The organism is Streptomyces triculaminicus (assembly GCF_017349075.1).
In the GTDB taxonomy this organism is placed as follows: Bacteria; Actinomycetota; Actinomycetes; order Streptomycetales; family Streptomycetaceae; genus Streptomyces; species Streptomyces triculaminicus.
Map to the genome: position 1 here is coordinate 1,602,970 of NZ_JAFMOF010000002.1, position 13,634 is coordinate 1,616,603.

A 13,634-nucleotide genomic window follows, 5' to 3' on the forward strand; every position below is an offset into this window, starting at 1 on the left:
CAAGGTGTTCGTCGGCGGCGCCCCCGTCGCCACCCTCACCGACACCACCACCGTGGCCGGATGCCCCTTCCAGGTACCGGTCGGCGCCGGCACCAAGCCCCAGCCGTGCGTGCGCGTCCAATGGCAGGCCCCGGCCACCCGCGTCCTGGTCGACGGGCGCCCGGCCCTGCTCAACACCAGCACGGGCCTGTGCCAGAGCGCCGAACAGATCCCCCAGGGACCACCGGTGATCGCCTCGACCCAGACGAAGGTGACGGGACAGTGACCCACATCGGCGCCCCGCTGCGCATCGACACCTCCGGGCGCACCGCCGCGGTCGCGGGCGAGGACTACATCCGATCGCTCGTCCGCGAGGTCCTCTTCACCCAGCCCGGAGAACGGGTCAACCGGCCCGACTTCGGCAGCGGCCTGCTGCAGCTCGTCCTGGCCCCCGCCGACGAGACGCTGGCGGCGACCACCCAGCTCACCGTGCACAGCGCCCTCCAGCGCTGGCTCGGCGACCTCATCGAGGTCGGCGCCGTGGAGGTCAGGGCCGAACAGGAGACCCTGCGCGTCCTTGTCGCGTACACCGTGCGCGGCTCCGACCGCCGGGTCGTCGAGGAGTTCGGGTGGTCGCTGTGACGGACACGACCGCCGGCACGGTGTACGCCTGCGTCAGCGAGGAACGGCGGCTGAAAGTCGCCGAGAGCACCACCCACAACGGCATCGACTACCTCGAAATCGACCCCGGCGACCAGCGGGTCCTCCTGGTGCACTTCGTGCACCCGCTGCCCGGACAGCCCGGCGGGATCCCCGCATCGGCCCCACCGCTGGACAGCCGGCAGCTCGTGATCGAAGGCGGCGAACGGATCACCTCGATCACCGTGGAGGACGCCAGGCCGGTCTCCGACCGCGTCCTGAGGGTCGAGGCCGGCCGGGCCGGCGACTACTCCACCTACACCCTGCGCCTGGTCAAGGGACCGGCCACCACCGAGCCCCCGGACGGCTTCGACCCCCTCCTGTCCACCGTCCCGTTCTTCTTCAAGATCGCCTGTCTGGCCGAGTTCGACTGCCGCCCGCCCCAGCAGCGTGTGCCCGCACTCCGCACCGAACCGGTCCTGGACTACCTGGCCAAGGACTACGAGGGCTTCCGCCGCCTCATGCTCGACCGGCTCGGCACCCTCCTGCCGACCTGGACCGACCGCAGCCCCGCCGACGCCGTCGTCGCCCTCGTCGAGCTCCTCGCCCACGTAGGGGACCAGCTCAGCTACTTCCAGGACGCCATCGCCACCGAGGCCTACCTGGGAACCGCACGCAGCAGGATCTCCGCCCGGCGCCACGCGCGACTGCTCGACCACCCCGTCCACGACGGCTGCAACGCCCGCACCTGGATCAGCATCGAGGTCGCCCAAGGCTCGGCCAGCGACGGCAGGCCGCTGCCCGCCGGGACACGCGTCCTCCTCGGCCGCCGCGAGGACCCCCCGACGCTGACACCGGACCAGGCCGACGCCCTGGACGACGTCGTGACCTTCCAGACCACGCACGACATCACCCTGTCCGCCGACCGGTCCACGATTCCCGTCCACACCTGGAGCGCCGAGACCTACTGCCTGCCCGCCGGCTGCACCGGCACGACCCTCGTCCACACCGGAACCCCCCTCGGCCCCGGCGACGTCCTGCTCTTCGAGGAGACGGCCGGACGCCGCACAGGGCTCGCGGCCGACGCCGACCCCACCCACCGCCAGGCCGTACGGCTCGTCGAGGTCGTCCGTCGGCGCGACCCCATCGAGAACGACCTCGAGGTGGTCGACGTCCGCTGGCACCAGGCGGACGCCCTCGCGTTCCCGCTGTGGGTGACATCGGCCGCGGTCCCCGGCCCGCTGGCCGTCGCACGGGGCAACGTCGTCCTGGCCGACCACGGGCGCGAGGTCACCAGCGACCTTCCCCCCGTACCCGACACCGGGCGCTACCGGCCCCTGCTGCCCCGGATGCCCGTCAGCCAGGCCGAGCCCTCCCCGCAGGAACGCGCCCGCACCCTGCCCGCCGCCGACGCCACCCGGCGCTCACCCGGCGCCGCCGTACCGCAAGTGAAGCTCATCGAGGGCGACGAACACTGGCAAGCCCGGCTCGACCTGCTGGCCAGCGACCGCTTCGACCGCGACTTCGTGGTCGAGACCGAACGCGACGACAGCGCACGCCTGCGCTTCGGCGACGACGCGCACGGCCGCCGGCCCACCGCCGGCACCAGGCTGCGCGCCGTCTACCGCGTCGGCAACGGCCCCGAAGGCAACGTCGGACACGACACCCTGCGACGCCTGGTGTGGGACCTGCCCGGCATCCTCCGCGTCACCAATCCGCTGCCCGGCACCGGCGGCCAACGCCCCGAATCCATGGCGGAGATCCGCGAATTCGCCCCCCAGGCCTTCCGCCTGCAACAGCGTGCGGTCACCGAAGCCGACTGGGAGGAAGCGTCCCGGCGCCACGGCGAGGTGCAGAACGCCAAGGCACGCTTCCTGTGGACCGGCAGCTGGTACACCGTCCACCTGACCATCGACCGCACCGGCGGCGGAGCCGTCGTCGAGGACCCCGCCTTCCTCGCCGACCTCACGGCCCACCTCGAACGCTTCCGCGTGGCCGGCTACGACCTGGAGGTGGCCGGACCCGTCCCCGTCCCCCTCGAACTCGACCTGCGCGTCTGCGTCCGGCCCGGCTACTTCCGCAGAGACGTCGAACAAGAACTCCTGGAGGTCTTCGGCAACCGGCCCCGGGCCAACGGCGCCCGCGGCTTCTTCTCACCCGACAACTTCACCTTCGGCCAGACGCTCTACCTCAGCGAGATCCACCGGGCCGCCATGGACGTGGCCGGCGTCGCCTTCGTGACGATCACCGCCTGCAACCGCTACGGCCGCGCACCGGCCGGCGAGCTCGACAGCGGTCGCGTCACCGCCGGCGACCTGGAAGTCCTCCGCCTCGACAACGACCCCGACCGGCCCGAGCGAGGCCTGCTGCGCATCACCGCCGAGGGGGGAATGTGAACGGAACGGACTGCGGCTGTGAGGACACCGGCCCGGCACCGGTACAGGCACCGGCCAACCCGCCCGGCCTGGACGCGCTGGCCTACCGCATCGGCACCCACAGCGCGTTCAAGGCCGCCATGCTCGAGCGGCTCGGAGGCGACGCCGTCCTGCGCCGCCTGGCCACCCGCGACGACGGCGACCCCGTGGTCGCCCTCATCGACGCCTGCGCCTCCATGCTCGACGTGCTCACCTTCTACCAGGAACGCATCGCCAACGAGGGATTCCTGCGCACCGCCACCGAGCGCATGTCCGCACTCGAACTCGCCCGCGCCATCGGCTACGAACTGCGCCCCGGGGTATCGGCCGGCACCGCGCTCGCCTTCACCCTCACCGAGCCCGAGCGGGTCACGCCCCCACCGGGCGTCGACGTGCCGGCCGCCCTCCTCGCCGTCACCACACCCCCCTCGGTACGCATCGCCGTGGGCACCAGGGCGCAGAGCATCCCCGGCCAGGACGAGCTCCCCCGCACCTTCGAGACGGACGAGGAGATCGAGGCCCGCCCCGAGTGGAACGCGCTGCGGGTACCGACGACCCAGCCGGTCCCCCTCGTCCTCGGCAGCACCACCTGGTACCTGGAGGGAACCGCGACCCGGCTCACCACGGGAGACGTCCTCCTGCTCCTCGCCGACGAGACGGACACGCCGGAGAAGAGGGCCTGGGACGCGGGCCGGGTGGTGACACTGCGTACGGTCGAACGCGACGGGTCGGTCCCCGCCCACACCGTGGTCACCGCGGACTCCCTGCGGCCCACCCTCCCACCGACCCGGCCGGCACAGGCCTACGCCCTGCGCACCCGGGCGGCCGTCTTCGGCCACAACGCCGTGCCGTGGGAGACGCTGCCCGTAGCGCTGCGCGTGGGGGAGTGGGTGCCCAACTCGGGCCCACCGCCCGCCCCGCCCGTTCCGCCCGGCGACGACGAGGCGGCCCCGCCGGCACCCACCTGGGTCACCGGCCCCTACGCGGACCGCCGGCACAGCTGGGCCGACGCCCCCTTCCCCACAGGCACCACCGAGATCCTGCTGGACCGCACCTACCCCGGCATCGTGCCCGGCAGCTGGGTGGTCCTGGCCGCCGAGGGCCGCGCCCAGGCCTACACGGTCGAGGACGTCTACGAGGAGACCGCCGCCGACTTCCTCCTCCAGGCCCAGGTCACCAAACTGGTGCTGACAGGCCCCGGCATCCAGCAGTTCTCACCGCGCACCACCACCGTCCACGCCCAGCCCGAACCGCTCCCCACCGCCGAACACCCCCTGACCACACCACTCTCCGGCGACAGCATCACCCTGGCCGGACAGGTCGCACAGCTGCCGTCCCCGGGACGGCTGGTGGCCGTGCGCGGCCGGCACGCCGACACCGCCGAGGAAGTGGCGGAGGTCCGCCGCATCTCCAGGACGATCACTGGCCCCCTCGCCTCGCTGGAACTCACCGAAGCCCTGACCCATGCCTACGTGCCCGACTCCGTGCGGATCAACGCCAACGTCGCCCCGGCGACGGACGGAGAGAGCCGCACCGAGGTCCTGGGCAGCGGCGACGGCTCCGTCCCCTTCCCCACGTTCACCCTCCTCGGCCGCCCCCTGACCCACGTACCGGCCGCCACCGCCTCCGGCGGCCGCAGCACCCTCAGGATCCGCGTGGACGGCGTGCGGTGGGACGAGGTCGCCACCCTGCGCGGCCAGCCGCCCGAGGCCAGGGTCTTCACCACCCGGATCGACGACGACGGCGTCGTCACCGTGCGCTTCGGCGACGGACGCACCGGCGCCCGCCTGCCCACCGGCCGGGACAACGTGGTCGCCGACTACCGGGTGGGCACCGGACGCGCGGGCGACCTGGACGCGGGCCGGATCAGCCTGCTGCTGTCCCGCCCGCTCGGGCTGCAGGACGTCATCAACCCGGTCCCCGCCACCGGCGCCGAGGACCCCGAACGGCTGGACCAGGCACGCCGCAGCGCACCCGCCACGGTCCTCACCCTGGACCGGATCGTCTCGCTGCGCGACCACGAGGACTTCGCCCGCTCCTTCTCCGGCGTCGGCAAGGCCAAGGCGAGCGCGCAATGGGACGGGGAACGGCAGTTCGTCCGCCTCGTCGTCGACGCCGCCCCGCCCGCACGCGCCCGGCTGGCCGCGGCCGTCGACGCCGCCCGGCACGCCGACCACCAGGTGCGCGTCGACTCCTACGCGCCGCGGCCCTTCTCCGTGAAGCTCCAGATCGGCACCGCCGCCGACCGGATGCCGGACGACGTCCTCACCGCCGTGACGCGGGCCCTGGTCGAGGCCTTCGCCTTCGACCGCAGGGACTTCGGCCAGCCCGTCGCCGCGAGCGAGGTCCTGGCCGCGGCCCAGGGCGTGCCCGGGGTCCGCGGGGCGGTCCTGCGAGCCCTGCACTTCACCGAGGACCCGCCGGGCCCCGCCGACGTGCTGACCGCCGGCCCCGCCCACCTGCTGACTCTGGTGGAGGCCGACGTCCATCTCACCGACCTCACGGAGCACGAGCGATGACCGTGGACACCACACTCACCGGAGGCGACCGGCTCCACACACTGCTGCCCGCGGCCCTGCGCCGCGCCGACGCCGAGACCGGGGGCGCCGTCCGGGCCCTGCTCGACCTCATGGCGGAACAGATCGCCGTGGTCGACGCCGACATCGAACAGCTCGGCGAGAACTGGTTCATCGAGACCTGCGCCCCCTGGGCGATCCCGTACATCGGCGACCTCCTGGGGGTGCGCGGCGTCCACCAGGTCACCGGCGCGGTCGCTACCACCGGCCGGGCCTGGGTCGCCAACACCCTGAGGTTCCGCTGCCGCAAGGGCACCAGGGCCATGCTGGAACAGCTGGCCCGCGACACCACCGGCTGGCCCGCGAAGGCCGTCGAGTTCTTCGAGCTGCTGTCCACGACCCAGCACGTCAACCACCCGCGGCCACGGCGCCCGGCCTCCGCCGACCTCCGCCGCGCCGACGCCCTCGAACTGGTGGGAGGGCCCTTCGACTCCTTCGCGCACACCGCGGACATCCGGGCGATCGCAGGCGAGCAGGGGTGGTTCAACATCCCGCACGTCGGCCTGTTCCTCTGGCCGATCGGCTCCTACTGGATGGAACGGGTCACCCCACGGCCGGCCGATCCGGACGACGGCCGCTACCGGGTGGACCCCCTGGGCGTCGACCGGCCCCTGTTCGTCCGGCCGGCGGGGGAGAGCGGCATCGAACACGTCGCGCAGGAGGAGAACGTGCCCGGGCTGCTGCGCAGGCGGCCCCTGTACGTCGAACTGGAGGAACGACGCACGGCACTGTCGACGGGACGCGCACCGGCCGGCCGCTTCTTCGGGGCCGATCCGGTGTTCCGGGTGTACGCGGCCAAGGAGGCGACGGACACCCTGGAGGCCGTACCGGAAGAACGCCTTCACGTATGCGACCTGAGCACCTGGCGGCGCCCCGCCGAAGCCGGACACGTCCTCGTCGACCCGGTGCTCGGGCGCGTCTCCTTCCGCGACCGGCCGCACCGGGTACGCGTCAGCCACGCGTACGGAGCCGGCGGCGACCTCGGCGCCGGCTCCTACAGCCGCCGCGACAGTCTCGAAGCGGTCCTCGACCGCCCCGTGGACTGGCAGGCCGGCGTCCGGGCACCCGAACCCGGCGACCCCCCGGAACCAGGGATCCTCCACTCCGACCTGGCCACCGCCGTCGCCGCGTGGAACGCCTGGCAGGACACCCACCCCGGGACGTTCGGGGTGATCACGGTGATGGACAACCACCGGTACACCGACCCCCTCGCCGACGGCGCGGGCATCCGCGTCGGGGCGGGCGGGAAACTGGCCGTCGTCGCGGCCCAGTGGCCCTCGACCCCGGTCGCGGGCGGCCCTCCCGGCAAGGAGGAACGCCGGCCCGGCCGCATCGAACCGGTCGGCCTGCGGCCGTGCGTCGCGGGGCCCCTCGAGGTGACCGGCACCGCGGCCGCCGGCACCGGGCCGGGCGAGCTGCTGATCGACGGCCTGCTGCTGGACGGCGAACTGCGGGTGAAAGCCTCCGCGTCCGGCGGCCTCGGCCGGCTCGTGATCCGCGACAGCAGCCTCGTGCCGTCGGCCGGCGGACTGCGCGTCGAGGCCGGCAACCCGGAGCTGACCGTGGAGGTGCACCGCTCGATCACCGGGCCGATCAGCCTGCCCGGCATGGTGCGGCAGCTCCGGGTGAGCGACGCCGTCGTGCAGGCCGCGGGGGACCGTGCGCTCGACGCGCCGGGCACCGACGTCACCATCGACCGCAGCACGGTGCTCGGAGAGACCGTCGCCCGCAAACTCTTCGCCTCCGACACCCTGTTCACCGCGGACGTACAGATCGAGCGAGGGCAGGCCGGCTGCGTACGCTTCAGCTACGTGCCGCAGGGCTCGCACACCCCCCGCCGGTACCGGTGCCAGCCGGACACCGCCACCCAGGCCGCACCACCACCGCTCGACGAGGTGGTGAGCTCCCGGCTCGTACCACGCTTCCTGTCCACCGAATTCGGTCACTTCGGCTACGCCTATCCGGCCCCCGACAGCCCGGACGAGCTGCTCACGGGCGCCGAGCACGGGGTCGAGATCGGCGCGTTCGGCGCCGTCCAGCGGCCCCAGCGGCTGGCCAACCTGACCCGGGCACTGGACGAGTACCTGCCGTTCGGTCTCGAAGCCGCACCCTTGATCGTCACTCCCAGGAGCCAGCAGTGAAAGCCGACACCAGCCGCTCGACCTTCGACCCGGCGAAGCACTTCCGCCAGGTGTTCCGCCAGCAGGGCCGGGTGGACCTCGACGCCGACTGGAACGAACAGCAGGACATCCACGACCACCTGCGCACGGCGACCACCGCGCACCTCGTCGGCCCCGCCGGCGGACCCGCCGCGGCGGCGGCCTTCGCCCTCACCACGCACGGCACCGGCCTGAGCGTCTCGAACGGCCGCTACTACGTGGACGGCGTTCTCGTGGAGTGCGACGGACCGTCCTCCGGCACGGACGTCTGGGCCCAGCAGGACCTGCCGCCCAACGCGCCGATCATCCGTCTCAAGGACGGCAACGACGTGCCGGGGCCCACCCCGCCCCCCGGCCGCTACCTGGTGTACCTGCACGTATGGGACCTGCACCGCACCGCCCTCGAGGAGGAGGCGGTACGGGAGGTGGCCCTCGGCGGTCCCGACTCGACCACGCGCGTCAAAACGGTGTGGCAGGTCAAGCTGCTGCAACTGGGAAACCTGACGGACCCCGTCGACTGCACCGTCGACACCCCGGAGTGGCAGGCACTGACCGCCGCCTCCACGGGCAGGATGGAGGCCAGGGCCGAGCCCGCGGAGGAGACCGGCGGCGATCCGTGCATCGTGCCGGCCGGCGCCGGATTCCGCGGCGTGGAGAACCAGCACTACCGCGTCGAGATCCACCGCGGCGGCGATGCCGGGGAGGCCACCTTCATCTGGGCCCGGGACAACGCCTCCACCGCGGTGACATGGGTGTCGGGACCGGACCCCAAAGGCGCCATCACCGTGGCCGGACCGGGCAGGGACGCGGTCCTCGGCTTCACTTCCGGCATGTGGGTCGAACTGACCGACGACAAACGCGAGCTGCTCGGCGGGCGGGGAAAGCTGGTCCGCCTCAAAGAGGTCATCGGCAACCGCCTCACACTCGAGGACCCGACCGGAATCGACATCGCGGACTTTCCTCTCAGACCCCGGGTGCGCCGGTGGGAGGCGGCGGAACAGCCCGTGGCCCGGCCGGCCACCGGCGACGGCTGGGTCGCGCTGGAATCCGGGGTCCAGGTCAGGTTCGCCGCCGCCCGCTACCGGACCGGCGACCACTGGCTCATCCCGGCCAGGACCCATCTCGCCGACATCCTGTGGCCCCGGGGATCGGACGGCACCACGCCGCTGCCGCAGGAGCCGAAGGGCATCCGGCACCGGTTCGCCAAGCTCGCCGTGGTCACCTTCGACGGCACCCAGTGGAAGGACCCGCACGACTGCCGGGAACTCTTCCCCGACCTGACGCAACTGGTCACCCTCCGCGCCGTCAGCGGAGACGGCCAGACGGTGCTGCCCGTCGCGGGCAGCACGCCCACGCTCGTCGAAGTCCCCGAGCCGATCGTCGTGGGCGTCTCCAACGGCGGGCTGCCCGTCCCCGGTGCCAGGGTGCGATTCTCCGTACGGCCGGGGGAGGGACGCGTGGCGGGAGCCGGCGACAAGACCGTCGTCACGACCGACGGTCAGGGCCAGGCCACCGTCTCCTGGGAGCTGCGCCTGGGCGTGGAAACCCAGACGCTGCGGGCCGAACTGCTCGATGCCGCGGACCGGCCGACCGGCCTGCCCGCCGTCTTCAACGCCTCGCTCCTCACCGCCGAGCGCACGTCCTACACGCCCAACAACAGCTGCCCCGACCTCGCCGCCGCGGTGACGGTCCAGCAGGCCATCGACACCCTGTGCCGGCGACCGGCCGGACTGCCCGAACAACAGGGCGTCCATGTGACGAACGTGGCCGGGGGCGGGTTCGACCTCCTGCGCAACAACGCCACCGTGGCCCTGGGCTCCCTCAGCCAGAAGATCGTCGTCGACGTCGACCAATCGCTGGACCCGGACACGGTGAGCCGGGCCACCTGCGCGGTCACGGTGGAGCTGCCCTATCCCCTCACGGCCCAGGACCAGGCCGCCTGGGGGGCGGAGCCGGCGGTGAAGGCCGCCGGCTTCCAGACGCTCACCGTGGAGGCCGCGATCGCGACGGAGTCGTCCGACACCGTGATCACCTGGCAACCCACCGACATGGCGAGCACCTTCCTGAAGAAGGTGCTCAAACGCATGCGTGACCTGAACATGGACCCGAAGGTGCTGGCACGCCTCGTCCTCAAGGGCAGCTTCATCATGTCGGCCGACCGCCGGCTCCATCTGGACGGCGACACCTTCCTCGGCGCCGAGGCGGGCAGCCTGGACATCCATCTCCCCAGTGGGGACGACCGCAGAGGGGGCACCTTCGAACTGTGGTTCTGGATCAAGGAAGGCTAGCCCGGACGTCCGCTCCCGCCAGCAGACCGACCAGGGCCGCGGAGATCGGAAGGCCCGCCTCTGCCTCGTAGTAGAGGTACGCGGGCATGGGGTTGACCTCGAAGCACACCCATGCCCCGTCCGGCCGGACCCGCAGATCGATGCCGGCCAGCGGCAGATCCATCGCGGCAGCCAGCGCGACGCAACCGCGGGCGGCGTCGTCTGGCAGCTCCATGCGACTCAGCTCGGCCCGCGGCCCACTGCGCGACGCGTAGCGGTAGTCGATGGCGTCGGAGTCGACCTGTGCGGCGAACGTGCGCTCTCCCACGACGTGCACCCGCACATCGCGGCCGGGGACGTACGCCTGGAACTGGGTCGGCAGGTGCCGGACGAGACGCAGTCGTGCCTCGTCGGCCTCGGTGAACTCCTGCACGATCGACCGCATGGCGCTCACCGACTTGTACACCACCCGCCCGTGCAGGCCCCGGAAGGCCCCCACCTCGTCGGGGTCGTTGGTGACCACGGTCTCCGGCACGAGGAAGCCGGCGCGGGCGATGAGCTGTGCCTGGTAGGGCTTCGACCTGTTGGGCGCCATGGCACCCGGCCGGTTCACCACCAGAGCGGGCGCCACGTCCAGCCATTCCAGGAAGTTCATGTTGAGGGCGGTGGCGCGGGCCCGTGCCGCCTCGGTCGAGCCGACCTCCGGGCGGGGGGTCAGCGGCCGGAGGTAGACGGCGGTGACGTCCTCCAGCGGCAACCGCGTGCCGTCGACGGCCAGCCAGCCGCCCCCGTCCGCGTGCACCACGAGATCGTGGCGTCCGAGGCGGGTCTGGTCGACGACCCGGTGGTCGATCCGGGCCGTACGGGCGGCGTCGACGGCCGCGGCGAACGGGCTGTCGTGGGCACACCCGTAGAAGAGGATCACGAGACGCTCCCCGCAGGTCGCCCGTCGCAGACCCTCACCAGGAGGTCGGCGACGGCCGCAGTGTGTCCGTCCAGGTCCAGCCGCGGGCACAGGTCGATCCCGGCCACCACGGGCGTGTCGCCCGACGCCACCAGACGCAGTTCGAACAGCCGGGTGCCCAGGCGCCTGGCGAGGCGGCGGCAGTGACCGGCGTACCTCCCGGCGAGGTCCCCGACGACCTCGTCTCCCACCACCAGCAGCCGGCCACCGGGCGCGGCGGGCAGGTCCGGCAGCACATCGACCGGTACCGGCGCCGCGTGGCCTCCGGGCCAGGCGAGCCGGGGCACGTGCCGCTCGCCCGGTCCGGGCGGGGGGAGGAGGCCACCCCGTGTCGCGGTGGAGCGCCGGGCGATGGGAAGGCCGCAGTGCCGGGCGTGCGTCAACGCCACGAGTTCGGAGACCGAGCCGCGTGCAGTGCCGCAGGCGTTGACCACGCCGACGACACGTGAGGCGATGCCCAGCAGCCAACTGGACGTCAGGGCCTGCAGCTCGGCGGCGGCGTAGTCACGGTCCTTGGCGGACGCGGCGGCGAACCCGATGGGCGGCACCCAGTGCAGCCGGTGCAGTACGGCACCGATGGCGCCGCCGCCGTCCAGCACCTGTCCCGTGGGCAAGGACAGCCGGGTGGTGGCCACCCCCCGGGCGTCCACCCGGTGTGTCCACCGCGCCCGGGCGAGGTCCTCGGGGCGAACGGCGATCACCCGGCCATCACCCAGGCGGCCGGCGACGGCCGATGCCACCGCCGAGGCGCCCGCGTCCCAGACGTCGGCGAGGACGACGACCGCGCGGCTCACTGTGGCGGCTGGGTGTCGTAGGACCGTTTGGCCTGTGCGTTCCCGGCCTGCATGCCCTCGCGCAGCGCCTCGGCGTCCGCGCCGTACGTCGGGCCGCCCACGAGGTCGGGCCGGAGCGCGGCACCGATGAACGGCTCCGCCGTTTCCGTACAGCCTTCGGAGATGGCCTGCTCGACGGCGCTCAGCCGCAGGTGCAGGTCCCCGAGCATCGAGGTGATGGCATCGGCGGCCGCCCCGGGGGCGGGCGGGGCTTCGGCTTCCTTGCCGTGTTCCTTCGGATGTTCCTTCTCCCCGACATCCTTGTGCACGTCCTTCCGGTCCTTGTGGTCCTTTTCTTCCTTCTCCTCTTTGTGATCCTTCCGGTCCTTCCCGTCCTTGGTGTCTTTCTGTGCGTTCTTGCCGCAGGAAACGGCGAACTTCGCCGTCATCGCCGTCGACGACGCCGAGATCTCGGTGACCGAGACGCATGTGTCGGCACCGGCGTAGGAATGAGAGTTCGGCAGGCTCGAGGAGTTGAAGGACGCGTTGCCCGCGTTTCCCGGATAGGGGTCGCCGGGATCGCCCTGGTTTTTCTTGAGCTCCAGATCACGCTTGTCGTCCGCCTGGACGAGGCCGACCATGAAGTGGTTCTCGTCCTTGTTGTCCAGCCGGCTCTCGTCGACATGCCAGATGAGGAGTCCACTGCCGGGCAGCGAGACGTCGTAGCCGGTGCGCTGGCGGTTCTCCGCCAGGAAGTACTCCTGGCCGCCATCCCCGTTCGTCCACAGCCGGTACACCCGGAAGGAGGACTTGACGTCGTTCAGCGTCACCGTCTGCCCGGTCGTGATCGTCTCCGTCGCGACCCAGCCCTGGGTCGCCTTGCACCAGGCGGACGGGTGGACGGGCAGCTCACCGTCGCCGCCCCAGGTGCCGTACGACATCAGACACCAGTCGCCGATGCCCTCCGAGGAAAGGTCGTCGTCGTAGAGATCCGGCAGACCGAAGAGCAGGTGTCCGAGCTCATGGGCGCAGATCCCGATCTTGGCGTCCTCGGGGACGGTGAGGTACGCGAAGATCTTGACGCCGTCGACGATGCGCTCCGCGTCCAGCACCCCTTTGTGCGACCAGATGTCCCCCGAGTTCCCACTCAGCTCGCCACCGGTCCCCGCGTGCACCACGACGAAGGCGTCGACGTATCCATTGGCGTCGTTGTCGTAGGGTGCGAAATCGATCAACGGGTTGGACTTCACGACGGCGTCCTTGGCCATGACCGGTGCCCGTGGAACACCGGTCGGCTTGCCGATTCCGAAGTTTCCGTTGGCGTACCAGGACAGCGGCTGCGGCATCCGGACCACGGGGACGACCTCCCCCACGAGGTCGACGGCCCCGTTGGTGACCTCACGGAAATACTCCCGCACGCTTCCGTTCGGAATCTTCCGGTTGAGGGAGAAGAACAGGTTCTCGATGTGTTCCTTCTCGGTGGTCATCGCCCGGTCCTCGAAATCGACGAGGACGACGGCGACGCGTACCGTGCCGGTCAGCGGCGTGCGCTCGGCGGCCGCCGCCCGGATGGCCGAGGACGGCGTTCCCGGCGGAAACGAGTCCGGCGGGAAGATCATGCCGTCGTTGTACCCCGGCCAGCGCGGGCTCGGGGCGATTCCCAGCAGGCCCGCCAGGTCCGAGTTCCGTTCCCGACTGATCGAGAGTTCCTCTTCGATCCTCTTCCTCAGCGCGGGATGCGGAGGGGCGGCACAGAAGGGGGACCGGACGGCCCTGATCTTCCGATGCCCCGTGAGGCCGGGGTGGTCGGGCACTGGGTTCACTCCTCGCCTCGGCAGCCGGACGGTCTCCATCGACCCTCGC

The 13,634-nt window shown here is 72.1% G+C and carries 9 protein-coding genes (1 of these 9 running past the window's edge); 6 read left to right on the plus strand and 3 right to left on the minus strand.

What is annotated here, in order from left to right:
- The 6 genes in view from J1792_RS17420 to J1792_RS17445 are tightly spaced (each overlapping or abutting the next) and all read left to right on the plus strand, a layout consistent with a single transcriptional unit that may run on beyond the window.
- Nucleotides 1-265, plus strand: partial view of a PAAR-like protein gene (locus J1792_RS17420; RefSeq protein ID WP_086575111.1) — the 3' portion only. The gene continues 80 nt to the left of window position 1, outside the view; 265 of the gene's 345 nt are visible here — the last part of the coding sequence; the start codon falls outside the window, past its left edge; its stop codon occupies nucleotides 263-265.
- Complete coding sequence (locus J1792_RS17425) at nucleotides 262-621, plus strand: GPW/gp25 family protein (protein WP_086575113.1); 360 nt, start codon at nucleotides 262-264, stop codon at nucleotides 619-621. Before J1792_RS17420 ends, J1792_RS17425 begins: the two co-directional genes overlap by 4 nt.
- On the plus strand, nucleotides 609-3,014 hold the full coding sequence (locus tag J1792_RS35410; protein ID WP_207247644.1) for a putative baseplate assembly protein: 2,406 nt from the start codon (nucleotides 609-611) through the stop codon (nucleotides 3,012-3,014). The genes J1792_RS17425 and J1792_RS35410 overlap by 13 nt, the downstream gene beginning before the upstream one ends.
- Nucleotides 3,011-5,551 (plus strand): putative baseplate assembly protein, encoded by a 2,541-nt coding sequence (locus J1792_RS17435; RefSeq protein WP_207247646.1) that lies wholly within the window; start codon nucleotides 3,011-3,013, stop codon nucleotides 5,549-5,551. Before J1792_RS35410 ends, J1792_RS17435 begins: the two co-directional genes overlap by 4 nt.
- The gene (locus tag J1792_RS17440; RefSeq protein ID WP_207247647.1) at nucleotides 5,548-7,749 is read left to right on the plus strand and encodes a hypothetical protein; all 2,202 of its coding nucleotides are present in this window, start codon (nucleotides 5,548-5,550) and stop codon (nucleotides 7,747-7,749) included. The genes J1792_RS17435 and J1792_RS17440 overlap by 4 nt, the downstream gene beginning before the upstream one ends.
- Nucleotides 7,746-10,055: a DUF6519 domain-containing protein gene (locus J1792_RS17445; protein WP_207247648.1), complete on the plus strand. Its 2,310-nt coding sequence runs from the start codon at nucleotides 7,746-7,748 to the stop codon at nucleotides 10,053-10,055. The genes J1792_RS17440 and J1792_RS17445 overlap by 4 nt, the downstream gene beginning before the upstream one ends.
- On the opposite strand, the gene J1792_RS17450 is transcribed toward J1792_RS17445, so the two are convergent.
- The 3 genes from J1792_RS17450 to J1792_RS17460 are packed head-to-tail and all read right to left on the minus strand — an operon-like array spanning nucleotide 10,042 to nucleotide 13,390.
- Complete coding sequence (locus J1792_RS17450) at nucleotides 10,042-10,959, minus strand: MvdC/MvdD family ATP grasp protein (protein ID WP_086568122.1); 918 nt, start codon at nucleotides 10,957-10,959, stop codon at nucleotides 10,042-10,044. The genes J1792_RS17445 and J1792_RS17450 overlap by 14 nt on opposite strands.
- Complete coding sequence (locus J1792_RS17455; RefSeq protein WP_086568124.1) at nucleotides 10,956-11,792, minus strand: hypothetical protein; 837 nt, start codon at nucleotides 11,790-11,792, stop codon at nucleotides 10,956-10,958. Before J1792_RS17455 ends, J1792_RS17450 begins: the two co-directional genes overlap by 4 nt.
- Nucleotides 11,789-13,390, minus strand: coding sequence for a M6 family metalloprotease domain-containing protein (locus tag J1792_RS17460; protein WP_242645951.1), 1,602 nt, complete (start codon nucleotides 13,388-13,390; stop codon nucleotides 11,789-11,791). Before J1792_RS17460 ends, J1792_RS17455 begins: the two co-directional genes overlap by 4 nt.
- Between the last annotated feature and the right edge of the window lie 244 nt (nucleotides 13,391-13,634).